Genomic DNA, 21,366 nt, shown 5'->3' with positions numbered 1-21,366 from the left:
CGCGGCGGGCGCGACGCCCAGCCGCGCCAGCTCGGCGGCGTACGGCGAGCGCGGCGCCTCGGGGGCGCGGGCAGCGCCGGGCGGGGGAGTCGTGCCGCTCAATGGGGCCCCCGTCGCTCGGTGGGGGAGCCGCCGACCGGCCGCCCCCGCGGTCGTGCGGCATGCTACCGGGGGAGCAGGCGGCGCACCGGCCGACCACCGCACCCGGCGCGCGGGACCCGATTTGGACGCCTGCCCGACCTTCTGCCAAGATAGCCCGGTTGCTCCGGCGGGTCGCCGGGGCGTGGCTCCACCTTGAACATTGAATCGCGTCTCCCGTCGGGCCCAGGCCCGGCCTGCGTTCGGTGCTCGGCGTGGTCGCCGCGCCGCACCTGGAGACCCGATCAGCCCGACGAACCGGTCGGGCGCCGCCAACGACATCGCAGGACCCCGGTCCTGTCGCGCCCCGCGCACTGCTGTGCGAGGAGCCCGCGACACGCCCGACCGCGTGGGTCGGAGATGTCAGGTGGTGGAGACACGGCGGCGAGGTCCCACCCGGGGCAGCGTCGTGAGACCAACGCACGCGGTGCTCCACCGGGCACGAACGAGTAAGGACGAGAGAGACCTATGGCGGGACAGAAGATCCGCATCAGGCTCAAGGCCTACGACCACGAGGTCATCGACACCTCGGCGCGCAAGATCGTTGACACGGTCACCCGTACGGGCGCGAAGGTCGCCGGCCCTGTGCCGCTGCCGACGGAGAAGAACGTCTACTGCGTCATCCGCTCGCCCCACAAGTACAAGGACAGCCGCGAGCACTTCGAGATGCGCACCCACAAGCGCCTCATCGACATCATCGACCCGACCCCGAAGACGGTGGACTCGCTCATGCGGCTCGACCTGCCCGCGGGCGTCGACATCGAGATCAAGCTCTGAGTTCGGGCAGGACGGAGACAACAGAGCCATGACCATCGAACACAACGTGAAGGGCCTGCTGGGCACCAAGCTCGGCATGACCCAGACCTGGGACGAGAACAACCGCATCGTCCCCCTGACCGTCGTCGCCGCCTCGACCAACGTCGTCGCCGCGGTCCGCACCCCCGACGTGGACGGCTACAACGCCATCCAGGTCGGCTTCGGCGAGATCGAGGGCCGCAAGGTCTCGAAGCCGCAGGCGGGCCACTTCGCGAAGGCCGGCGTCACGCCGCGCCGCCACGTGGTCGAGATCCGCACCGCCGACGCCTCGACGTACTCCGTCGGCCAGGAGCTGGACGCTGCCGAGATCTTCGCCGCGGGCGAGGAGATCGACGTGACCGGCACCAGCAAGGGCAAGGGCTTCGCGGGCACGATGAAGCGCCACGGCTTCTCCGGCGTCGGCGCCTCGCACGGTGCGCACCGCAACCACCGCAAGCCGGGCTCGATCGGCGCCTGCGCCACGCCCGGCCGTGTCTTCAAGGGCACGCGGATGTCCGGTCGCATGGGTGGCGACACCGTCACCACGCAGAACGTGACGGTGCACGCCGTCGACGCCGAGAAGGGCCTCGTGCTGCTCAAGGGTGCCGTCCCCGGCCCCAAGGGCGGGCTCGTCGTCCTCCGCTCGGCCGCCAAGAAGCAGGAGGCTGGCAAGTGAGCGACGTCAAGAAGGTCGCCGTGGACCTCCCCGCCGAGGTCTTCGGCGTCGAGGTGAACGTCCCGCTGATCCACCAGGTCGTGGTGGCGCAGCAGGCCGCGGCCCGCCAGGGCACGCACGCCACCAAGACCCGCGGCGAGGTCCGCGGCGGTGGCCGCAAGCCCTACAAGCAGAAGGGCACCGGCCGCGCGCGCCAGGGCTCGACCCGCGCCCCGCAGTTCGTCGGCGGTGGCACGGTGCACGGCCCGCAGCCGCGCAGCTACGAGCAGCGCACGCCCAAGAAGATGAAGGCCGCCGCCCTGCGCGGTGCCCTGTCGGACCGGGCCGCCAACGGCCGGGTGCACGTCGTCGAGGCCTTCCTCGAGACCGGCGTGCCCTCGACCAAGGCCGCGAAGGCCGCCCTGGCGTCGATCTCGGACCGCACGCGGTTCCTCGTCGTGGTCGAGCGGGACGACACGCCCACGTGGCTCTCGCTGCGCAACCTGCCGTCGGTGCACATCGTCGCCCAGGACCAGCTGAACACCTACGACGTGCTCGTCTCCGACGAGGTCGTCTTCACGACCACGGCGTACGACGCGTTCGTCGCGCGGATCGCCGGCCAGAAGGAGGACGCGAAGTGAGCGCCCTGAACAAGGACCCGCGGGACATCCTGCTCGCGCCCGTGGTCTCCGAGAAGAGCTACGGCCTGCTCGACGCGAACAAGTACACGTTCCTCGTGCACCCCGACGCCAACAAGACCGAGATCAAGATCGCGGTCCAGAAGGTGTTCGGTGTCAAGGTCACCTCGGTCAACACGCTCAACCGGGCGGGCAAGACGCGTCGCACCCGCTTCGGCATGGGCAAGCGCAAGGACACCAAGCGCGCGATCGTCAGCCTCGCCGAGGGCGACTCCATCGACATCTTCGGAGGTCCGGTCGGCTGACCGGGCTTCCCGAGACAAGGACTCCTGACTCATGGCAATCCGCAAGTACAAGCCGACCACGCCCGGACGCCGCGGCTCGTCGGTCGCCGACTTCGTCGAGATCACGCGCACCACGCCCGAGAAGTCGCTGACGCGTCCGCTGCCCAAGAAGGGCGGCCGCAACAACCAGGGCCGGATCACCACCCGGCACCAGGGTGGCGGTCACAAGCGCGCCTACCGCGTCATCGACTTCCGTCGCTACGACAAGGACGGCGTGCCGGCCAAGGTCGCGCACATCGAGTACGACCCCAACCGCACCGCGCGCATCGCGCTGCTGCACTACGCCGACGGCGAGAAGCGCTACATCGTGGCGCCCAAGGGCCTGCTGCAGGGCACCCCGGTCGAGTCGGGCCCCGGCTCCGACATCAAGACCGGCAACAACCTGCCGCTGCGCAACATCCCGGTCGGCACGACGATCCACTGCATCGAGCTGCGGCCCGGCGGCGGCGCGAAGATCGCCCGCTCCGCGGGCAACAGCGCCCAGCTGGTCGCCAAGGAGGGCTCGCGCGCCACGCTGCGCCTGCCCTCGGGCGAGATGCGCTTCGTCGACGTGCGCTGCCGCGCCACCGTCGGTGAGGTCGGCAACGCCGAGCAGTCGAACATCAACTGGGGCAAGGCCGGCCGCATGCGCTGGAAGGGCAAGCGCCCGACCGTCCGTGGTGTCGTCATGAACCCGGTCGACCACCCGCACGGTGGTGGTGAGGGCAAGACCTCCGGTGGTCGCCACCCGGTCTCGCCGTGGGGCAAGCCCGAGGGCCGCACGCGCAAGCGCAAGGCCAGCGACGCCCAGATCATCCGTCGTCGCAAGTCCGGCAAGAAGCGCTGATAGGGAAGTAACGAGATGCCTCGCAGCCTGAAGAAGGGCCCCTTCATCGACGACCACCTCGCCAAGAAGGTGGACGCGGAGAACGAGAAGGGCACCCACAACGTCATCAAGACGTGGTCGCGCCGCTCGATGATCGTGCCGGACATGATCGGTCACACGATCGCCGTGCACGACGGGCGCAAGCACGTCCCCGTGTTCGTGACCGACTCGATGGTCGGCCACAAGCTGGGCGAGTTCGCCCCGACCCGCACCTACCGCGGGCACGTGAAGGAAGACCGGAAGGGACGTCGCCGATGAGCACCACCGAGCGTCAGCGCACCAGCGCCCGCCGCACGTCGCTGCTCGGCGACGCCCCGGGTGCCTTCGCCAGCGCCCGCTACGTCCGCATCACGCCGCTCAAGGCGCGCCGGGTCGTGGACCTGGTCCGCGGCCGGTCGGTCGCGGAGTCGCAGGCCCTGCTGGCCTTCGCGCCGCAGGCCGCCGCCGAGACCGTCGCGAAGGTCCTCAACTCCGCCGTCGCGAACGCCGAGACCGTCGAGGGCCTCAAGGCCGCCGACCTGGTCGTCTCGGTCGCGACGGTCGACGAGGGCCCCACGATGAAGCGGTGGCGCCCCCGCGCCCAGGGCCGCGCCACGCGGATCAACAAGCGCACGAGCCACATCACGATCGCCGTCCAGCCCGCTGACGCGGTCGCCGCCGGCACGAAGAAGAAGGGACGGTCTGCCTGATGGGTCAGAAGATCAACCCGAACGGCTTCCGCCTCGGCATCTCGACCGACCACAAGAGCCGTTGGTACGCCGACAAGCTCTACAAGTCGTACGTCGGCGAGGACGTCGCGATCCGCAAGCTGCTCAGCAAGGGCATGGAGCGGGCCGGCATCGCGAAGGTGGAGATCGAGCGCACGCGTGACCGCGTCCGCGTCGACATCCACACCGCGCGCCCGGGCATCGTCATCGGTCGCCGCGGCGCCGAGGCCGACCGCATCCGTGGCGAGCTCGAGAAGCTCACGGGCAAGCAGGTGCAGCTGAACATCCTCGAGGTCAAGAACCCCGAGGTCGACGCGCAGCTGGTCGCCCAGGGCGTCGCCGAGCAGCTCAGCGGCCGCGTGCAGTTCCGTCGCGCGATGAAGAAGGCCATCCAGACCTCGATGCGCTCCGGTGCCAAGGGCATCCGGATCCAGTGCTCCGGCCGCCTCAACGGCGCCGAGATGTCGCGCACCGAGTTCTACCGCGAGGGCCGCGTCCCGCTGCACACGCTGCGTGCCGACATCGACTACGGCTTCTACGAGGCCCGCACGACCTTCGGCCGCATCGGCGTGAAGGTCTGGATCTACAAGGGCGAGGTCGCGGGCACCCGCGCCGAGCGCGAGGCCCAGGCTGCCGCCCGGGCCGGTGCGCCGGGTCGTGGTGGCCGCCCGACGCGTGGCGGGGAGCGCCCGAGCCGTGGCTCGCGTGCCGACCGTCCGACCCGTTCGGGTCGCGAGGGCGCGTCCGCCGAGGGTACGGCGACCGAGGCCCCGGCCTCCGCCGCCGCCGAGACCGCTGCCGCTCCGGCAGCCACGGAGGGCTGATCCCCATGCTGATGCCCCGTCGCGTCAAGCACCGCAAGCAGCACCACCCCAAGCGGACCGGTGCCGCCAAGGGCGGCACGTCGCTCAACTTCGGCGACTTCGGTATCCAGGCGGTCGAGTCGCACTACGTGACCAACCGTCAGATCGAGTCGGCGCGTATCGCGATGACCCGCTACATCAAGCGTGGCGGAAAGGTCTGGATCAACATCTACCCGGACCGTCCGCTCACCAAGAAGCCGGCCGAGACCCGCATGGGTTCCGGCAAGGGCTCGCCCGAGTGGTGGGTCGCCAACGTCAAGGCCGGCCGTGTCATGTTCGAACTCTCCGGTGTTTCCGAGGACGTTGCTCGCGAGGCCATGCGCCGCGCGATCCACAAGCTCCCCATGAAGTGCCGCTTCGTCTCCCGCGAGGCAGGTGAATTCTGATGTCCCAGAAGGTCAGCAAGGCGTACGAGCTCGACGAGGTCGACGGCGTCGACCTCGCGGAGAAGTTGCGCGAGGCGAAGGAGGAGCTGTTCAACCTCCGGTTCCAGGCGGCCACCGGCCAGCTCGAGAACAACAGCCGTCTGCGCACGGTGAAGAAGGACATCGCCCGCATCTACACGGTGCTGCGCGAGCGCGAGCTCGGCATCCGCAGCACGCCGGGCTCCGACGACATGACGAAGGACGGCGCCGCATGAGCACCGAGACCCAGGAGACCGCCCAGCGCGGCGCCCGCAAGGTTCGCGAGGGCATCGTCGTCAGCGACAAGATGGACAAGACCGTCGTCGTCGCCGTCGAGGACCGCGTGAAGCACGCCCTGTACGGCAAGGTGCTGCGCCGCACGAGCAAGCTCAAGGCGCACGACGAGCCCAACGCCTGTGGCACCGGCGACCGTGTCCTGATCATGGAGACGCGACCGCTGTCCGCCACCAAGCGCTGGCGCGTCGTCGAGATCCTCGAGAAGGCGAAGTGACCTCTCGCCCCACGGCGAGTTCAACCCATTAGTTCGGCCAGGCTCCCGCCCCACCGCGGGCGGGAGAACCGGTCCGACGACCAGGAGAGAAGATGATCCAGCAGGAGTCGCGACTGAAGGTCGCCGACAACACGGGTGCGAAGGAGATCCTCTGCATCCGCGTTCTCGGTGGTTCGGGTCGCCGCTACGCCGGTATCGGCGACGTCATCGTCGCCACCGTGAAGGACGCGATCCCCGGTGGCAACGTGAAGAAGGGTGACGTCGTCAAGGCCGTCGTCGTGCGCACCGTCAAGGAGCGCCGCCGGCCCGACGGCTCGTACATCCGCTTCGACGAGAACGCCGCGGTGATCCTGAAGAACGACGGGGAGCCCCGGGGCACCCGCATCTTCGGGCCCGTCGGCCGTGAGCTGCGCGAGAAGAAGTTCATGAAGATCATCTCGCTCGCGCCGGAGGTGCTCTGACCATGGCGAAGCTCAAGATCAAGAAGGGTGACACCGTCAAGGTGATCGCCGGCAAGGACAAGGGCGCCCAGGGCAAGGTCATCGGCGTGCTCCGCGAGGAGCAGCGGGTGATCGTCGAGGGTGTCAACCGCGTGAAGAAGCACACCAAGGCGGCGCCGCAGGGCGGCGACGCGACGGGCGGCATCATCACGACCGAGGCCCCGATCCACGTGTCCAACGTGATGCTGGTCGAGGGCGACGGCGTGACCCGTGTCGGCTTCAAGCGCGTCGAGGGGACCAAGCGCCGGGCCGACGGCTCGGAGTACTCCGTCGAGCGCGGCGTGCGCGTCTCGCGCACCACCGGCGAGGAGATCTGAGATGACCGAGACCACCATCGCCGCCCCGGCGATCCCGCGCCTCAAGGCGCGCTACCGCGAGGAGATCCTCCCCGCGCTGAAGAGCGAGTTCGACATCGCGAACGTCATGCAGGTGCCCGGCCTGACCAAGATCGTGGTCAACATGGGCGTCGGCGAGGCCGCTCGCGACTCGAAGCTGATCGAGGGCGCCATCCGCGACCTCACCGCGATCACCGGCCAGAAGCCGCAGGTGACCAAGGCCCGCAAGTCCATCGCCCAGTTCAAGCTGCGCGAGGGCATGCCGATCGGCGCGCACGTCACGCTGCGCGGCGACCGCATGTGGGAGTTCCTGGACCGCCTGCTCTCCCTGGCCCTGCCCCGCATCCGCGACTTCCGCGGGCTCTCGCCGAAGCAGTTCGACGGCCGTGGCAACTACACGTTCGGTCTCACGGAGCAGGTCATGTTCCACGAGATCGACCAGGACAAGGTCGACCGCTCGCGTGGCATGGACATCACCGTCGTGACCACCGCCACGACCGACGAGCAGGGCCGCGCGCTGCTGAAGCAGCTCGGCTTCCCCTTCAAGGAGAACTGACATGGCGAAGACGTCGCTGAAGGTCAAGGCCGCCCGCAAGCCCAAGTTCGCGGTCCGCGGCTACACCCGCTGCCAGCGCTGCGGCCGGCCCCGCGCGGTCTACCGCAAGTTCGGTCTGTGCCGCATCTGCCTGCGCGAGATGTCGCACCGGGGCGAGCTGCCCGGCGTGACCAAGTCCAGCTGGTGACCTGCTCAACCTGACCTGCCATTCCCAGATCAAGCACGAGTCGCTGTAGGTCGCACCGCGTGCGCGGTGCGAAACCACGGTGGAGAAAGGCCTTGTGGCCATGACGATGACTGACCCGATCGCAGACATGCTCACGCGTCTGCGCAACGCCAACCAGGCGTACCACGACTCCGTCGAGATGCCGTACAGCAAGCTCAAGGCGGGCGTCGCGGAGATCCTCCGTCAGGAGGGCTACGTGACCTCGTTCGAGGTGACGGACAACGTCGACCCCAAGACGGGCGAGGCGGCCGTGGGCAAGACGCTGACGATCACGCTGAAGTACGGCCGCAACCGCGAGCGTTCCATCGCCGGTGTGCGCCGCATCAGCAAGCCCGGTCTCCGGGTGTACGCGAAGTCCACGAGCCTCCCCAAGGTCCTCGGTGGCCTGGGCGTCGCGATCATCTCGACGAGCCAGGGACTGCTGACCGACCGCCAGGCCAACCAGAAGGGCGTGGGTGGGGAAGTCCTCGCCTACGTCTGGTGACGAGAGACCGAGAGAGGAGAGAAGAAGCATGTCGCGCATTGGCAAGCTCCCCATCACGGTCCCGTCCGGTGTGGATGTCGCGATCGACAACAGCCTCGTGACGGTGAAGGGCCCCAAGGGGACCCTGACCCACACGGTGCCGGCGCCGATCACGATCGAGAGGAACGACGGTGTCCTCGAGGTCCGGCGACCGAACGACGAGCGCGAGAGCCGCTCGCTGCACGGCCTGACCCGCACCCTGGTCGCCAACATGGTGACGGGCGTGACCGACGGCTACGAGAAGAAGCTCGAGATCGTCGGCGTCGGCTACCGCGTGCTGTCGAAGGGCCCGACCCAGCTGGAGTTCCAGCTCGGCTACAGCCACTCGATCACCGTGGACGCCCCCGCCGGGATCACGTTCACCGTCGAGGGCCCCACCAAGCTCGGTGTCCAGGGCATCGACAAGCAGCTCGTCGGCGAGACCGCGGCGAAGATCCGCAAGCTCCGCAAGCCCGAGCCCTACAAGGGCAAGGGTGTCCGCTACGCGGGCGAGCAGGTCCGCCGCAAGGTCGGAAAGGCAGGTAAGTGACGATGGCCATCTCCCTTGCCAACAACAAGCACACCGCGGCGCGGGTCAAGTCCCGCCTGCGTCGTCAGGTCCGTGGTCGCAAGCGCATCGCCGGTACGGCGGAGCGCCCGCGCCTCGTGGTCACGCGCAGCGCCAAGCACATCTCCGTGCAGGTGGTCGACGACGTGATCGGCAAGACCCTCGTGTCTGCGTCGACGATGGAGGCGGACCTCCGCTCCCACGACGGCGACAAGACGGCGAAGGCGAAGCGGGTCGGCGAGCTCGTCGCCGAGCGCGCGAAGTCCAACGGTGTCGACGCGGTCGTGTTCGACCGCGCCGGCAACCGCTACCACGGTCGCGTCGCGGCCCTCGCGGACGGTGCCCGCGAGGGTGGGCTGACCTTCTGATCGCGAAGACGAACCAGAGAGAGAAGAGGAAAGTCTCATGAGCGGACCCCAGCGCGGACGCGCCGGCGGCGAGCGCCAGGGCGGTGACCGTCGCGGAGGACGCGACGATCGCCGTGGTGGCGGCGCCGACAAGACCGCCTACATCGAGCGCGTCGTCGCGATCAACCGTGTCGCCAAGGTCGTGAAGGGTGGTCGTCGCTTCAGCTTCACCGCCCTCGTGATCGTCGGTGACGGTGACGGCCTGGTCGGCGTCGGCTACGGCAAGGCCAAGGAGGTGCCCGCGGCGATCGCCAAGGGCGTCGAGGAGGCGAAGAAGGCGTTCTTCCGCGTCCCCCGCATCCAGGGCACGATCCCGCACCCCGTGCAGGGCGAGAAGGCGGCCGGCGTCGTCTTCCTGCGTCCGGCCGCCCCCGGTACCGGTGTCATCGCCGGTGGTCCGGTGCGCGCCGTGCTCGAGTGCGCGGGCATCCACGACGTGCTGAGCAAGTCGCTCGGCTCGTCCAACCAGATCAACATCGTGCACGCCACGGTCGAGGCCCTCCGCATGCTGGAGGAGCCCGAGGCGGTGGCCGCGCGACGTGGTCTGCGGGTCGAGGACGTCGCCCCGGCGGCCCTCCTGAAGGCGCGGGCCGAGGTGCCCGCCGCCTCGGGGGTGAACGACTGATGCGTCTCAAGGTCGAGCAGAAGAAGTCGGGCATCGGTCGCAAGCAGAACCAGCGCGACACGCTGCGCACGCTGGGTCTCAAGCGCATCGGTGACGTCGTCGTCAAGGAGGACCGTCCGGAGATCCGGGGCATGGTCCACACGGTCCGTCACCTGGTGACGGTCGAGGAGGTCGACTGACATGACGCTGAAGATCCACCACCTGCGTCCTGCCCCCGGTGCCAAGACCGCCAAGACCCGCGTGGGTCGCGGTGAGGGCTCCAAGGGCAAGACCTCGGGCCGCGGTACCAAGGGCACGAAGGCCCGCTACCAGGTCCCCTCGGCCTTCGAGGGTGGCCAGATGCCGATCCACATGCGGCTGCCGAAGCTCAAGGGCTTCAAGAACCCGTTCAAGGTCGAGTTCCAGGTCGTGAACCTGGACCGCGTGAGCGAGCTCTTCCCCGAGGGCGGCGAGGTCTCCAAGGAGACCCTGGTCGCCCGCGGTGCGGTGCGCAAGAACCAGCCCGTCAAGGTGCTGGGCACGGGCGACATCACGGTCGCGGTCCAGGTCTCCGCGGACGCCTTCTCGGCGTCGGCGAAGCAGAAGATCGAGGCTGCCGGCGGTTCCGTGACCGTCGTCGGTGCGTGACGTCGTACCACTGATCGACGCAGGGCGTCGTCGGGCCTGACGGCCGGGCGGCGCCCTCGTCGTATCCCCACCCGACCACCGTCGAGTCGGCTGTTAGGCTCTGCCGCGGCCCTCGGGGGACGGGTCCGAGGCCGTGTGCCACCAGGAAGAAAGAGGATCTCGTGCTGGGCGCCTTCGCCAACGCATTCCGGACACCGGACCTGCGTCGCAAGCTGCTGTTCGTCCTGTTGGTCGTCGTGCTCTTCCGGCTCGGTTCGCAGGTCCCGTCGCCGGGCGTGCACGTGGACAACGTGCAGAGCTGCCTCAACCAGATCGAGGACCAGGGGCTGTACACCCTCATCAACCTGTTCTCCGGCGGGGCGCTGCTGCAGCTGACCATCTTCGCGCTCGGGATCATGCCGTACATCACTGCGAGCATCATCCTGCAGCTGCTCGTGGTCGTCATCCCGCGGCTGGAGGCCCTCAAGAAGGAGGGCCAGTCCGGCCAGGCGAAGATCACGCAGTACACGCGCTACCTGACCCTGGCGCTCGCCGTCCTCCAGGCCACCGGCATCGTGGCGCTCGCCCGGAGCCGCCAGCTGCTCCAGGGCTGCGAGCTGCCGCTGCTGCACAGCGAGGACAGCCGCCTCACCTTCCTCGTCATGGTCGTGACCATGACGGCCGGCACCGCCGTCATCATGTGGCTCGGTGAGCTCATCACCGACCGCGGCATCGGCAACGGCATGTCGATCCTCATCTTCTGCCAGGTCGTCGCGACGTTCCCCGGCTCGCTGTGGGCCGTGCGCGAGTCGCAGGGCTGGGGCACCTTCGCCATCGTCATGGCCATCGGGCTCGCGATCGTGGCGGCCGTCATCTTCATCGAGCAGGCGCAGCGCCGCATCCCGGTGCAGTACGCGCGGCGGATGGTCGGGCGGCGCATGTTCGGCGGCAGCTCGACGTACATCCCGCTCAAGGTCAACCAGGCCGGCATCATCCCCGTCATCTTCGCCAGCTCCCTGCTCTACCTGCCGGCGATGGCGGCGCAGTTCAACGCGACGTCGGACTCCGCGTGGGTGCGGTGGATCAACGAGCACTTCGTGCGCGGCGACCACCCGCTCTACATGGCGGTCTACTTCGCGCTCATCATCTTCTTCACGTACTTCTACGTCTCGATCACCTTCAACCCGAAGGAAGTCGCGGACAACATGAAGAAGTACGGCGGCTTCATCCCCGGGATCCGGGCGGGCAAGCCGACCGAGGACTACCTGTCCTACGTCCTGTCCCGCATCACGCTGCCGGGCGCGCTCTACCTCGGTCTCATCTCGCTGATCCCGCTGATCGCGTTCGCGGTCATCGGGGCCAACCAGAACTTCCCGTTCGGCGGCACGTCGATCCTCATCATGGTCGGCGTCGCCCTCGACACGGTGAAGCAGGTCGAGAGCCAGCTCCAGCAGCGCAACTACGAAGGATTCCTCCGCTGATGCGTCTCATCATCATGGGCCCCCCCGGGGCCGGCAAGGGCACCCAGGCCAAGGGCGTCGCGGCCCGCTACGGCATCCCCGCGATCTCGACCGGGGACATCTTCCGGGCGAACGTCTCCGAGGGCACCCCGCTGGGGCTCGAGGCGAAGCGCTACATGGACGCCGGTGACTACGTGCCCGACTCCGTCACCAACAACATGGTGCGGGACCGCCTCGCCCAGGACGACGCCGCGAGCGGGTTCCTGCTCGACGGCTACCCCCGCACCCTGGCGCAGGTCGCCGAGCTCGACGGCATGCTCGAGGCGAGCGACACCGCCCTCGACGCGGTGCTCGTGCTGACGGTCGACGACGACGAGCTGGTGAAGCGGCTCGTGCTGCGCGCCCAGACCGACGGCCGCACGGACGACACGGAGGAGGTCATCCGGCACCGCCAGGACGTCTACAACGAGCAGACGGCCCCGCTCATCGAGGTGTACGCCGAGCGCGGCCTCCTCGTGCGCGTCGACGGGATGGGCGAGGTCGCCGAGGTGGCCGAGCGCATCGCGTCCGCGCTCGACGGCGCCCGCGCCTGACGCTGCCGCTCATGGGACTCCTGCGCCGCGGCGTCGAGCTGAAGACGCCGGCGCAGCTCGACGCGATGCGCGAGGCCGGCCTCGTCGTCGGCCGCACGCTGGAGCTGGTGTCGGTGCGCGCCGCGCCCGGGATGACGACGGCCGAGCTCGACGCCCTGGCGGAGGAGAGCATCCGCTCCGCCGGGGCGGTGCCGTCGTTCCTGGGCTACCAGGGCTTCCCGGCCTCCCTGTGCATCTCCGTCAACGACGAGGTCGTGCACGGCATCCCCGGGTCCCGGGTGCTGCGCGAGGGTGACGTCGTGTCCATCGACTGCGGCGCCATCGTCGACGGCTGGCACGGCGACGCCGCGGTCACCGTGGTCCTCGGCGAGGTCGCCCCGGAGGTGGCCGAGCTCGTGCGGGTGACCGAGGACGCGCTGTGGCGGGGGATCGCCGCGCTGCGCCTCGACGGCCGGGTGGGGGACGTCTCCCACGCGGTGGAGTCCCACGTGCGCTCGTGCGGCGACTACGGCGTGGTCGAGGACTACACGGGCCACGGGATCGGCTCGGCGATGCACCAGCCGCCCGACGTGCCGAACGTGGGCCGCCCGGGCCGCGGACCGCGGATCGTCGAGGGCATGGCGCTGGCCATCGAGCCGATGGTCACGCTCGGCTCCCCGGCGAACGACACCCTCGACGACGACTGGACCGTCGTGACGCGCGACGGCAGCCCCGCCGCCCACTTCGAGCACACGACGACGGTCACCCCCACCGGGGTGTGGGTGCTGACCGCCCTGGACGGTGGCGCGAAGCGGTTGGCAGATGCAGGGATCCCGTACGGCGGGAGGTAGGTTGTCGCCGCTCGGGGCAACGTCGCCGCCGGGCCCCTGTCGGCCCCTCCTGTGCAAAGGCACCTCGCCGTGATCCTCAAGACCTTCGGGTGGTCCTTCGCGATCACCGTCGCCGGCCTCGTCGGCGCCTTCCTCTACGGCTCCCGCGACGGCACGTCGGCCGCGATCAGCGCGCTGTCCGTCGCGGCCATCCTCATCGTCCTCGAGGTCTCGCTCTCCTTCGACAACGCCGTGGTCAACGCCAAGGTGCTGAACAAGATGTCGAAGTTCTGGCAGACGATGTTCCTCACCGTCGGCATCCTCATCGCCGTGTTCGGCATGCGCCTGGTGTTCCCGTTCCTGGTGGTCTGGGCCTCCGCGGGCCTCAACCCCGTCGACGCCTGGGACCTGGCGATGGCCGGTGGTCACGGGGAGGGCTCCTACGCCTACATCCTCGAGGAGGCCCACCCGATCATCGCGGCCTTCGGTGGCATGTTCCTCATGATGATCTTCCTCGACTTCTTCACCGACGAGGAGAAGGAGCACCACTGGCTGGGCCCGGTCGAGCGCCCGTTCCAGCGCCTGGGCGCGGTCAGCGGCATCTCGGTGGCGGTCGCGCTCGCGCTGCTCGTCATCATCGGGGAGGTCTTCCGTCGTACCCAGCCCGAGGAGTTCACCGCCGAGGAGTTCGGCAGCGTGCTGCTCGCCGGCATCCTCGGCCTGCTGACCTACCTCGTGGTGAAGGGCCTCGGCGACGCGTTCGAGTCGTCGTCCGGCCTGATGGACGACGAGGACGCGGACGACGACGGTGCGCTCACGCCCGCCCAGGTGTCCGGCGGCGAGGTGGCCCTGGCGACGGGCAAGGCCGCGTTCTTCATGTTCCTCTACCTCGAGGTGCTCGACGCGAGCTTCTCGTTCGACGGCGTCATCGGCGCCTTCGCCATCACGACCGACCCGATCGTCATCGCGATCGGCCTCGGTGTGGGCGCGCTCTACGTCCGGTCGATCACGGTCTACCTGGTCCGCAAGGGCACGCTCGCCGAGTACGTCTACCTCGAGCACGGTGCCCACTGGGCGATCGGTGCGCTGGCGGTGCTGCTGTTCGTGACGATGGGCGTCTCCATCCCGGAGGTCGTGACCGGCCTCATCGGCGTCGTCATCATCCTCTCGGCCCTCGGGTGGAGCATCCGCGAGAACAAGCTGCACCCGGAGTCGAAGCACGAGGTCCACGTCTGACCTCGCGCGGTCGGGTGCCCCTCTAGGCTCGTGGGGCACCCGACCGACGGGTGCACGGGTGGACGAGGAGGCTGGCGCAGCATGGGAGTGACGCTCCGCAAGGGTGGCAACGTCTCGTTGGCGAAGGCGGCGGGCGCGCCCCTGACCCGGCTGCGCATCGGCCTGGGCTGGGACGTGCGGGTCACGACCGGCGTCGACTTCGACCTGGACGCCTCGGCGCTCCTCGTCGGCCAGGACGGCAGGGTCCTCAGCGACCAGCACTTCGTCTTCTACAACAACCTGACGTCCCCGGACGGCTCGGTGCACCACAGCGGTGACAACACCACCGGTGAGGGCGACGGCGACGACGAGACCATCGAGGTCGACCTGCCGACCGTGCCCGAGCAGGCCGTGCGCGTCGTCTTCCCGGTCTCGATCCACGACGCCGACCTGCGCGGGCAGAGCTTCGGGCAGGTGAGCGGGGCGTTCATCCGTGTCGTCGACGCGGTGCGGGAGGTCGAGGTGGCCCGCTTCGACCTGACCGAGGACGCGAGCACGGAGACGGCCATGATCTTCGGCGAGCTCTACCGCCGCGACGGCGACTGGAAGTTCCGCGCGATCGGCCAGGGCTACGCCTCCGGACTGCTCGGCATCGTGCACGACTTCGGCGTCGACGCCAGCTGAGTGGCGCCCGCTCCTACGATGGGCGCATGAGCTCCCCGCGCCCCGACCGTCGCCGCCGGCGCGGGGGAGCAGACCTGCTCGAGCGCGCCCTCGAGGCCCGGGCGCAGCTGCAGGAGCACTTCTTCCGCGTCGACCAGCTGCAGCGCGACGTCGGCGGCACCGTGGCGCAGTACGCCGCGCTGCTGCCGGACCGTGCGCGGTCCACGGGCGTCGTCCCGGCCTGGCGCCAGCTCGACCAGCGCGCCGGCGACGCGGTGCTGGCCTACCTCGGCGTGCTCGACGCGCACGACCCGGTCGAGGACCTCGACCCCTACCGCGTGGGTGCGGCGACCACGGCCTTCGAGCGCGGCGTCCCGGCCCTGCGCGAGGTCGCCGAGGCCATCGACCGCTACCTCGACCAGTACGGCGCGGAGCTCGGCCGCGTCGGGGAGGTCCGGGAGCGCCCGGCGCGCCGGCTGGCCGCCGCCCAGGAGTCCGTCACGCGCGCGGAGGCGGCCTGGCGCGCGATGACCGAGGAGGGGTTCAGCCTCCCGGAGGCCGACGAGGCGCTGGCCCGCGCCCGCGTCGCGGCCCGCAAGCTCGCCGAGATCGCCGACCGGCTGGGGCCCGACGACGCCGAGGAGCCGGCCGCCGTGGTGGAGCGCCTCGCCGAGGACGCGCGCTCCCTGGCCACCGAGCTGCCCGCCCGCCTGCGCACGCTGGGCCAGCGCATCCCGTCGCTGGCCACCCGCATCGAGGCGGTCACCACCCGCTCGGAGCGGATGGGCGAGCACATGTCCGGCCTGCGCCGGGAGTTCTCCTACGCCAGCTGGGACGACCTGGCCCGCGCCGAGGAGGAGCTGCGCTCCCGCGTCGCCTCGGCCCGCGACGGTCTCGAGCCGCTCCGGCGCCTGCACGCCGCGGGCGACCACGCCGGGGCGCTCGCCGCGCTGACGCGGGTGGAGGACGACGTGCGGCGCGCCTCCGACCTGGTGGACGCCCCGCGGCTGCGGCTCGAGCGCCTGCGCGAGGTCAAGCGCGACCCGGAGGCGCTGCTCGAGCGCGCCCGGTTCGCGCTGCGCGACGCCCGGCTCCTGCTGAGGCGCGGCTCGCCGCAACCGTGGGGCGGACGCCTCGACGCCCTGGCCCACGAGCTCATCGCCGTGGAGGGCCTGCTGGAGGGGGCGCACCCCGACTACTGGCAGCTGCTGACGCGGGTCGAGCGCCTCCACGCCGGCGTCGACACCCTGGTCGCGGACTTCCGGGCCGACCAGGCCGGACGTACCCGGCGGTAGCCGCAGGACCCCCGCCGGACGTCCACCCGGGTGCCCCCGGGCGTTTCCCGACCACCCGTATCCTGCCCTCCGTTTCGCTGCCCGGGGGTCGGCAGCCGTGAGGAGGAGTCGTGCAGCACTTCGGTCATCTCGGGGAGGACCAGCGGGCCGCGCTCTTCAGCGTCCCGCCGGAAAAGTTCGAGCGGGACGCGGCCCCGGAGCTCCTCGCCGTCGCGCTCGGCGCGACCCTCTACACCCCGGCGACCCGCCCGACGATCGAGCGGGACCTCCCACGCGCAGCGGCCCACGGCGTCATGTGCTCCGTGCTGTGCCTCGAGGACGCGATCGCCGACGGCGACGTCGAGTTCGCCGAGAAGAACCTCGCGCACCAGCTGGGCCAGCTCTTCGAGTCGGGCGCGCCGCGGCCCCTCGTCTTCGTGCGGGTGCGGCACCCCGACCAGGTGCACCGACTCGTCGAGGCGCTCGGGGACCAGGCGGACGGCCTCGACGGGTTCGTCGTCCCCAAGTTCACCGCCCGCTCCGGCGTGTTCCTCGACGCCGTCGCCGAGGCGTCCGGGCGCACGGGCCACCGGCTGTGGGTCATGCCCGTCATCGAGTCGCCCGAGGTGTTCGCGGTCGAGACCCGCGTCCAGGCGCTCGTCGACGCCCGGGACCTGCTGCACGCGCACCGCGCCGACGTGCTCGCCGTGCGCATCGGCGCCACCGACCTCTCCTCGATGCTCGCCCTGCGTCGCCCGGCCGACATCACCGTGTACGACGTCGCCCCGCTGGCCTCGGTGATCGGCGACATCGTCAACGTCATGGGGCGCCGGGACGGCACCGGGTTCGTCGTCACCGGCCCGGTCTGGGAGCACTTCGACAACGGCGAGCGCCTCTTCAAGCCCCAGCTGCGGGAGACGCCGTTCACGGCCCCGGCCGAGCGCGTGCTGCGCCGCCGGCTCATCAGCAAGGGTCTCGACGGGCTCATCCGGGAGGTCACGCTCGACCACGCCAACGGCCTCTTCGGCAAGACCGTCATCCACCCCTCCCACGTCGCGGCGGTGCACGCGCTCAGCGTGGTGACCCACGAGGACCACACCGACGCCCTCGACGTCGTCGAGGCGCGCCGCGGCGGGGGCGTCTCGGCGTCGCGCTACGGCAACAAGATGAACGAGGCCACGCCCCACACCGCCTGGGCGGAGTCGGTGCTCCTGCGGGCCCGGGCCTTCGGGGTCGCCGCGGAGGACGTCACCTTCGTGGACCTGCTCGAGGCCGGGGTCCGCCTGTGAGCGCCGGCGTGCCCACGGCCGGTGTGCCTGCGACCGGTACGACGTGGTCCGGCGCGTGGACGGCCGAGCGCCTCGGCGTCGAGGTCGTGCCCGCCGACGGTAGCCGAACGGGGCCGGCCCTGACGGACCTCTTCGGCCTCGCGCTGCGGGTCAACCCCCGCCGCCCGCACCTGCTGGTCTCGACCGTGCTGGCGAAGCACGTGCCGACCGACCCACGCGTGGTCCGCGCCGCGGGCCTGCTGCTCGGCCTCGAGGTCGCGGCCCGCCTGGGCCGCCCGGGCGCCCACGACGACGCGCTCGACCCCGTCCGCGCCGCCCTCGCCGAGGTGCTGCGCAGCGGTGCCGGGGACGACGCGGTCGCGACGCTCGACGCGGCGGCCGCCGACGCCTGCGCCGCCGTGGCCGACGGGGACGGCCTGGTCCTCGGGTACGCCGAGACCGCGACCGCGCTGGGCCACCTCGTGGCCCGTGCCCTGCGCGTGCCGTCGGTGCACTCCACCCGCCGGCACGTGCCGGGCGCCGTGCCCGCCCTCGGGTTCGACGAGGCGCACTCGCACGCCACCGAGCACCTCGTCGTGCCCGACGACGCGGCGCTGCTCAGGACGCCCGGCCCCGCCGTGCTCGTCGACGACGAGCTGTCGACCGGGCGCACCGCCCTGGGCACGATCCGTGCCCTGCACGCGGTCGCGCCCCGCGAGGTCTACGTCATCGCCGCGCTCGTCGACGTCCGCCGGGCCGAGGACCGCGCCGCGCTGGACGCCGCCGCCGCCGAGCTCGGGGCGCGCATCGAGGTCGTCGCGCTCGCGGCGGGCGAGGTCCGCGTGCCCGCCGGGGCGACGGCGCCGGGGGCGTCCGCCGTACCGCTGCCGTCGGAGGGGGCGACCACGACTGCGCCGGGGGAGCCCGGGATCCCGGACGCGGGGGACGCGTGGCCCGTGGGGGTCCGCGAGTCCGGGCGCCACGGCTTCGCGCCGGCCGACGAGGCGCCGCTGCGGGCGGCGGCCGAGGCGGTCGCCGCCGCGGTGGCGGCGCGCCTGCCGCTCGACCCGGACGGCGCCGGCGAGGTGCTGGTGCTGGGCACGGAGGAGCTCATGTACGCCCCGCTCGAGGTGGCGGACGCGCTGCGGCGCACCGGCGTGCCGGTGCGCTTCTCGACCACGACCCGGAGCCCGGTGCAGGTGCGGGACGTCGACGGCTACGCGGTGCGCTCGGGCGTGCGGTTCGTCGCCCACGACCGGGACGCGGACGGGTACGGCGCGGCCGACCGGTTCGCCTACAACGTGGCGTCGCGGCCGTGGCGGGCGATCGTCGTCGTGCTCGACCGGCCGTCGGCCACGGCGGCGCTGCACGGCCCCGACGGGCTGCTGGCGGCGCTGGCGCCGCACGCCCCCGTGGTGCTGCCCGTGGTGCTGCCCGTCGACGCCGCAGGCCCCGGGCCGCTGCGCGGGCCCGCGTTCGGCTCGTACGCCGCGAACGAGGTCGGCTGGCTGCTCACCGACCTGTCGCACGTGACGCTGGAGGGTGGGCGCGAGGAGCGCGAGCGGGCCATCCAGTCGGGCGAGGCCCACTACGCGGAGTCGCTGCCGACGGAGTACCGCCCCGACGCGGCCTACCGCGCCCTCTACGCCGAGCAGGTCGGCGCCGTCGCCGACCGGGTCGCCGCCGCCGTGGTCACCGTGGGCGACCTGGCCCGCACCACGCGCGGGCGCGACGACCTGGTCGTCGTGTCCCTGGCGCGGGCCGGCACGCCCATCGGCATCCTGCTGCGGCGCTGGGCCGCGCGGCAGGGCTGGGACTGGCCCCACCACGCGGTCAGCATCGTGCGGGACCGGGGGATCGACCTCACGGCGCTGCGCTGGCTGGTGGACCGCTACGACCCGCAGCGCCTGTTGGTCGTCGACGGCTGGACCGGCAAGGGCGCCATCGCGCGCGAGCTGGCCGCGGCCGTCGCGAGCGCCAACGAGCAGCTGCGCCTGGGCGGGCGGGGCGTGCCCGCGGACCTCGCGGTGCTCGCCGACCCGGGGGAGTGCGTCGAGCTCTTCGGCACCCGCGACGACTTCCTCATCCCGTCGGCCTGCCTCAACAGCACGGTGTCGGGGCTGGTCTCCCGCACGGTGCTCAACGCCGACCTCATCGGGCCGCACGACTTCCACGGCGCGAAGTTCTACGCGGAGCTGGCCGACGAGGACGTCTCGGGGGACTACCTCGACGCCGTCACCGCCGCCTTCGACGCCGTCGAGGCCGACGCCCGCCGGGAGGCCGAGCGGCTCCGCGCGAGCGACCGCACGCCGACGTGGTCGGGCTGGGTCGCGGCCGAGAAGCTCCAGGCCGAGCACGGGCTGCCGAGCGTCAACCTCGTCAAGCCCGGGGTGGGCGAGACCACCCGCGTGCTGCTGCGCCGGGTGCCCTGGCGGGTGGTGGTGCGGCCCGGCCGCGACGCCGACCTGCGGCACGTGCGCCTGCTCGCCGCGGAGCGCGGCGTGCCCGTCGTGGAGGCGGACGACCTGCCCTACAGCTGCGTCGGCATCATCCGCCCGACCGAGCAGGACGGCTCGTGAGCGGCCGGGGCCTGCTGGTCGCCTCCGACCTCGACCGCACGCTCATCTACTCGGCCGCCGCCATGCAGCTCGGCGAGGCCGTCGCGGAGCCCGTCTGCGTCGAGGTGTACGACGGGCGCCCGACCAGCTTCATGGACCCCGCGGCCCTCGACGCGCTCGGCGCGCTCTCCGAGCGCACCCCGTTCGTGCCGGTCACGACGCGCACCCGGGAGCAGTTCGGCCGCATCGTGCTGCCGGGCGTGCGCTCGACCCACGCCGTCACGACGAACGGCGCCGTCATCCTCGACGGCGGGACGCCGTGCCCCGAGTGGGCGGCCGAGGTGCGCCGGCGCACGGCGGGGGGCGCGTCGTACCTCGACGCCACCCGCGCCCTGCGGCCCGTCTGGGAGCACCCGTGGGTGCGCAAGGTCCGCGACGCGGAGGAGCAGTTCGTCTACGCCGTGGTCGAGCCGGCGCTGACGCCCGCGGAGTGGTACGACGAGCTCGCCGACGCCACGACCGCCCTCGGCTGGGTGCTGTCGGTGCAGGGGCGCAAGGCGTACGTCATCCCGCCCGGGCTGACCAAGGAGGCCGCGGTCGCCGAGGTCGCCCGACGTATAGGCGCCGACGCGGTCGCGGCCGCCGGGGACTCGTGGCTGGACGCCGGGATGCTCGCGGCGGCCGACCACGCGGTGCGCCCGGCGCACGGCGAGCTGCACGCGCAGGAGTGGTCGACGCCGGGCCTGCGGGTGACCACCGCGGCCGGCGGGCGGGCGGCCGCGGAGATCGTCGCCGCGTTCGACGGATGGGAGCGCGAGGGCGCGTCGGGGTGGTCTACGGTGTCGTCCGACCCCCTCCCCTGACGACGGAGACCGATCACGTGGTGCCTCCCGGACCTGCGGGTCCCTCCCTCCGCGTCGGCATCGGCGGCGAGTCCCGCGACTTCGCGCCACGGACGACCGTGACGATCGGCCGCGACCAGGCCTGCACCCTCGTGCTCGCGCACGGCGACGTGTCGCGGCGCCACGCCGAGCTGCGCCACGAGCGCGGGTCGTGGTGGGTCGTGGACCTGGGCAGCACCAACGGCACCCTCGTCGACGGCCAGCGGGTCGGCGAGCTCGCGCTCGCCCCCGGCCGGTCCGTCGACGTGCTCGTCGGTGGCACCCGCGGGGTGCCGCTGCGCGTGCAGGTCGGGGCCGGACCGGCCGCGCCGGCCGCACCCCCGCCGTACGCCGCCCCGGGCCGCCCGCCCCAGCGGGCGCCCCAGCAGGCGCCCCAGCA

Annotated in this window: 31 protein-coding genes; all 31 read left to right on the top strand. The window is 71.7% G+C overall.

Annotated elements, in window-relative coordinates:
• The first annotated feature begins 606 nt into the window (after positions 1 to 606).
• Positions 607 to 915 (top strand): 30S ribosomal protein S10, encoded by a 309-nt coding sequence (gene rpsJ / locus KK617_RS15445; protein WP_008360994.1) that lies wholly within the window; start codon positions 607 to 609, stop codon positions 913 to 915.
• Between the two features lie 34 nt (positions 916 to 949).
• The gene (gene rplC, locus KK617_RS15440; protein WP_346813287.1) at positions 950 to 1,609 is read left to right on the top strand and encodes a 50S ribosomal protein L3; all 660 of its coding nucleotides are present in this window, start codon (positions 950 to 952) and stop codon (positions 1,607 to 1,609) included.
• Positions 1,606 to 2,229 (top strand): 50S ribosomal protein L4, encoded by a 624-nt coding sequence (gene rplD, locus KK617_RS15435; protein WP_277501002.1) that lies wholly within the window; start codon positions 1,606 to 1,608, stop codon positions 2,227 to 2,229. The genes rplC and rplD overlap by 4 nt, the downstream gene beginning before the upstream one ends.
• On the top strand, positions 2,226 to 2,531 hold the full coding sequence (rplW, locus tag KK617_RS15430; protein ID WP_277501001.1) for a 50S ribosomal protein L23: 306 nt from the start codon (positions 2,226 to 2,228) through the stop codon (positions 2,529 to 2,531). Before rplD ends, rplW begins: the two co-directional genes overlap by 4 nt.
• Positions 2,532 to 2,562: 31 nt before the next feature.
• Positions 2,563 to 3,396: a 50S ribosomal protein L2 gene (rplB, locus tag KK617_RS15425; RefSeq protein ID WP_277501000.1), complete on the top strand. Its 834-nt coding sequence runs from the start codon at positions 2,563 to 2,565 to the stop codon at positions 3,394 to 3,396.
• A 15-nt stretch (positions 3,397 to 3,411) separates the two neighbouring features.
• Positions 3,412 to 3,693 carry a 30S ribosomal protein S19 gene (gene rpsS / locus KK617_RS15420; RefSeq protein ID WP_277500999.1) on the top strand — a complete coding sequence of 94 codons (282 nt, stop codon included), beginning with the start codon at positions 3,412 to 3,414 and terminating at the stop codon, positions 3,691 to 3,693.
• Complete coding sequence (gene rplV / locus KK617_RS15415) at positions 3,690 to 4,124, top strand: 50S ribosomal protein L22 (protein WP_277500998.1); 435 nt, start codon at positions 3,690 to 3,692, stop codon at positions 4,122 to 4,124. Before rpsS ends, rplV begins: the two co-directional genes overlap by 4 nt.
• Positions 4,124 to 4,966, top strand: a complete 843-nt coding sequence (rpsC, locus tag KK617_RS15410) for a 30S ribosomal protein S3 (protein ID WP_277500997.1) — start codon at positions 4,124 to 4,126, stop codon at positions 4,964 to 4,966. Before rplV ends, rpsC begins: the two co-directional genes overlap by 1 nt.
• A gap of 5 nt (positions 4,967 to 4,971) precedes the next feature.
• Positions 4,972 to 5,391, top strand: a complete 420-nt coding sequence (rplP, locus tag KK617_RS15405; protein WP_277500996.1) for a 50S ribosomal protein L16 — start codon at positions 4,972 to 4,974, stop codon at positions 5,389 to 5,391.
• Entirely contained in the window at positions 5,391 to 5,645 is a 255-nt protein-coding gene (gene rpmC / locus KK617_RS15400) for a 50S ribosomal protein L29 (RefSeq protein ID WP_277500995.1), read from the top strand. The genes rplP and rpmC overlap by 1 nt, the downstream gene beginning before the upstream one ends.
• Entirely contained in the window at positions 5,642 to 5,920 is a 279-nt protein-coding gene (rpsQ, locus tag KK617_RS15395; RefSeq protein WP_277500994.1) for a 30S ribosomal protein S17, read from the top strand. The genes rpmC and rpsQ overlap by 4 nt, the downstream gene beginning before the upstream one ends.
• Positions 5,921 to 6,012: 92 nt before the next feature.
• Positions 6,013 to 6,381 (top strand): 50S ribosomal protein L14, encoded by a 369-nt coding sequence (gene rplN / locus KK617_RS15390; protein ID WP_011757324.1) that lies wholly within the window; start codon positions 6,013 to 6,015, stop codon positions 6,379 to 6,381.
• 2 nt (positions 6,382 to 6,383) lie between these two features.
• Positions 6,384 to 6,737: a 50S ribosomal protein L24 gene (rplX, locus tag KK617_RS15385; RefSeq protein ID WP_277500985.1), complete on the top strand. Its 354-nt coding sequence runs from the start codon at positions 6,384 to 6,386 to the stop codon at positions 6,735 to 6,737.
• 1 nt (position 6,738) lies between these two features.
• Positions 6,739 to 7,311: a 50S ribosomal protein L5 gene (rplE, locus tag KK617_RS15380; protein WP_277500984.1), complete on the top strand. Its 573-nt coding sequence runs from the start codon at positions 6,739 to 6,741 to the stop codon at positions 7,309 to 7,311.
• Between the two features lies 1 nt (position 7,312).
• A complete protein-coding gene (locus KK617_RS15375; RefSeq protein ID WP_277500983.1) occupies positions 7,313 to 7,498 on the top strand; it encodes a type Z 30S ribosomal protein S14 in 186 nt (61 codons plus the stop codon).
• A 100-nt stretch (positions 7,499 to 7,598) separates the two neighbouring features.
• A complete protein-coding gene (gene rpsH / locus KK617_RS15370; protein WP_277500981.1) occupies positions 7,599 to 8,021 on the top strand; it encodes a 30S ribosomal protein S8 in 423 nt (140 codons plus the stop codon).
• A gap of 28 nt (positions 8,022 to 8,049) precedes the next feature.
• Positions 8,050 to 8,589, top strand: a complete 540-nt coding sequence (gene rplF, locus KK617_RS15365) for a 50S ribosomal protein L6 (protein ID WP_277500980.1) — start codon at positions 8,050 to 8,052, stop codon at positions 8,587 to 8,589.
• A gap of 2 nt (positions 8,590 to 8,591) precedes the next feature.
• Positions 8,592 to 8,975, top strand: coding sequence for a 50S ribosomal protein L18 (rplR, locus tag KK617_RS15360; protein WP_277500979.1), 384 nt, complete (start codon positions 8,592 to 8,594; stop codon positions 8,973 to 8,975).
• A gap of 37 nt (positions 8,976 to 9,012) precedes the next feature.
• Positions 9,013 to 9,639 (top strand): 30S ribosomal protein S5, encoded by a 627-nt coding sequence (rpsE, locus tag KK617_RS15355; protein WP_277500978.1) that lies wholly within the window; start codon positions 9,013 to 9,015, stop codon positions 9,637 to 9,639.
• Entirely contained in the window at positions 9,636 to 9,818 is a 183-nt protein-coding gene (gene rpmD, locus KK617_RS15350) for a 50S ribosomal protein L30 (RefSeq protein ID WP_277501016.1), read from the top strand. Before rpsE ends, rpmD begins: the two co-directional genes overlap by 4 nt.
• 1 nt (position 9,819) lies before the next feature.
• Entirely contained in the window at positions 9,820 to 10,266 is a 447-nt protein-coding gene (gene rplO / locus KK617_RS15345) for a 50S ribosomal protein L15 (RefSeq protein ID WP_277500977.1), read from the top strand.
• A gap of 161 nt (positions 10,267 to 10,427) precedes the next feature.
• Complete coding sequence (gene secY, locus KK617_RS15340; protein ID WP_277500976.1) at positions 10,428 to 11,726, top strand: preprotein translocase subunit SecY; 1,299 nt, start codon at positions 10,428 to 10,430, stop codon at positions 11,724 to 11,726.
• Positions 11,726 to 12,298, top strand: a complete 573-nt coding sequence (locus KK617_RS15335) for an adenylate kinase (RefSeq protein WP_277500975.1) — start codon at positions 11,726 to 11,728, stop codon at positions 12,296 to 12,298. Before secY ends, KK617_RS15335 begins: the two co-directional genes overlap by 1 nt.
• An 11-nt stretch (positions 12,299 to 12,309) precedes the next feature.
• Complete coding sequence (map, locus tag KK617_RS15330) at positions 12,310 to 13,128, top strand: type I methionyl aminopeptidase (RefSeq protein WP_277500974.1); 819 nt, start codon at positions 12,310 to 12,312, stop codon at positions 13,126 to 13,128.
• Positions 13,129 to 13,197: 69 nt separating this feature from the next.
• Positions 13,198 to 14,343 (top strand): DUF475 domain-containing protein, encoded by a 1,146-nt coding sequence (locus KK617_RS15325; RefSeq protein ID WP_277500973.1) that lies wholly within the window; start codon positions 13,198 to 13,200, stop codon positions 14,341 to 14,343.
• Positions 14,344 to 14,424: 81 nt separating this feature from the next.
• A complete protein-coding gene (locus tag KK617_RS15320; protein WP_277500972.1) occupies positions 14,425 to 15,006 on the top strand; it encodes a TerD family protein in 582 nt (193 codons plus the stop codon).
• 26 nt (positions 15,007 to 15,032) lie between these two features.
• Complete coding sequence (locus KK617_RS15315; protein ID WP_277500971.1) at positions 15,033 to 16,280, top strand: hypothetical protein; 1,248 nt, start codon at positions 15,033 to 15,035, stop codon at positions 16,278 to 16,280.
• A 110-nt stretch (positions 16,281 to 16,390) separates the two neighbouring features.
• The gene (locus KK617_RS15310) at positions 16,391 to 17,548 is read left to right on the top strand and encodes an HpcH/HpaI aldolase/citrate lyase family protein (RefSeq protein WP_277500970.1); all 1,158 of its coding nucleotides are present in this window, start codon (positions 16,391 to 16,393) and stop codon (positions 17,546 to 17,548) included.
• Positions 17,549 to 17,556: 8 nt separating this feature from the next.
• Entirely contained in the window at positions 17,557 to 20,106 is a 2,550-nt protein-coding gene (locus KK617_RS15305; protein WP_277500969.1) for a phosphoribosyltransferase, read from the top strand.
• A complete protein-coding gene (locus KK617_RS15300) occupies positions 20,103 to 20,948 on the top strand; it encodes an HAD family hydrolase (RefSeq protein ID WP_277500968.1) in 846 nt (281 codons plus the stop codon). Before KK617_RS15305 ends, KK617_RS15300 begins: the two co-directional genes overlap by 4 nt.
• 20 nt (positions 20,949 to 20,968) lie before the next feature.
• A partial coding sequence (locus KK617_RS15295; protein WP_277500967.1) for an FHA domain-containing protein occupies positions 20,969 to 21,366 on the top strand: 398 nt, incomplete at its 3' end.

The sequence above is a fragment of the Nocardioides sp. ChNu-99 genome, from assembly GCF_029493445.1.
Classification (GTDB): domain Bacteria; phylum Actinomycetota; class Actinomycetes; order Propionibacteriales; family Nocardioidaceae; genus Nocardioides.
Note: the sequence above shows the minus strand (reverse complement) of the source record. Positions and strands in the feature narration are given on the sequence as shown.

Bases quoted from the DNA above. Each gene is read 5' to 3' on its own strand.
- rpsJ (WP_008360994.1), top strand. From the start codon at position 607: ATGGCGGGACAGAAGATCCGCATCAGGCTCAAGGCCTACGACCACGAG.
- rplB (WP_277501000.1), top strand. From the start codon at position 2,563: ATGGCAATCCGCAAGTACAAGCCGACCACGCCCGGACGCCGCGGCTCG.
- rpsS (WP_277500999.1), top strand. From the start codon at position 3,412: ATGCCTCGCAGCCTGAAGAAGGGCCCCTTCATCGACGACCACCTCGCC.
- rplV (WP_277500998.1), top strand. From the start codon at position 3,690: ATGAGCACCACCGAGCGTCAGCGCACCAGCGCCCGCCGCACGTCGCTG.
- rpsC (WP_277500997.1), top strand. From the start codon at position 4,124: ATGGGTCAGAAGATCAACCCGAACGGCTTCCGCCTCGGCATCTCGACC.
- rplP (WP_277500996.1), top strand. From the start codon at position 4,972: ATGCTGATGCCCCGTCGCGTCAAGCACCGCAAGCAGCACCACCCCAAG.
- rpmC (WP_277500995.1), top strand. From the start codon at position 5,391: ATGTCCCAGAAGGTCAGCAAGGCGTACGAGCTCGACGAGGTCGACGGC.
- rpsQ (WP_277500994.1), top strand. From the start codon at position 5,642: ATGAGCACCGAGACCCAGGAGACCGCCCAGCGCGGCGCCCGCAAGGTT.
- rplN (WP_011757324.1), top strand. From the start codon at position 6,013: ATGATCCAGCAGGAGTCGCGACTGAAGGTCGCCGACAACACGGGTGCG.
- rplX (WP_277500985.1), top strand. From the start codon at position 6,384: ATGGCGAAGCTCAAGATCAAGAAGGGTGACACCGTCAAGGTGATCGCC.
- rplE (WP_277500984.1), top strand. From the start codon at position 6,739: ATGACCGAGACCACCATCGCCGCCCCGGCGATCCCGCGCCTCAAGGCG.
- KK617_RS15375 (WP_277500983.1), top strand. From the start codon at position 7,313: ATGGCGAAGACGTCGCTGAAGGTCAAGGCCGCCCGCAAGCCCAAGTTC.
- rpsH (WP_277500981.1), top strand. From the start codon at position 7,599: ATGACGATGACTGACCCGATCGCAGACATGCTCACGCGTCTGCGCAAC.
- rplF (WP_277500980.1), top strand. From the start codon at position 8,050: ATGTCGCGCATTGGCAAGCTCCCCATCACGGTCCCGTCCGGTGTGGAT.
- rplR (WP_277500979.1), top strand. From the start codon at position 8,592: ATGGCCATCTCCCTTGCCAACAACAAGCACACCGCGGCGCGGGTCAAG.
- rpsE (WP_277500978.1), top strand. From the start codon at position 9,013: ATGAGCGGACCCCAGCGCGGACGCGCCGGCGGCGAGCGCCAGGGCGGT.
- rplO (WP_277500977.1), top strand. From the start codon at position 9,820: ATGACGCTGAAGATCCACCACCTGCGTCCTGCCCCCGGTGCCAAGACC.
- KK617_RS15335 (WP_277500975.1), top strand. From the start codon at position 11,726: ATGCGTCTCATCATCATGGGCCCCCCCGGGGCCGGCAAGGGCACCCAG.
- map (WP_277500974.1), top strand. From the start codon at position 12,310: ATGGGACTCCTGCGCCGCGGCGTCGAGCTGAAGACGCCGGCGCAGCTC.
- KK617_RS15320 (WP_277500972.1), top strand. From the start codon at position 14,425: ATGGGAGTGACGCTCCGCAAGGGTGGCAACGTCTCGTTGGCGAAGGCG.
- KK617_RS15315 (WP_277500971.1), top strand. From the start codon at position 15,033: ATGAGCTCCCCGCGCCCCGACCGTCGCCGCCGGCGCGGGGGAGCAGAC.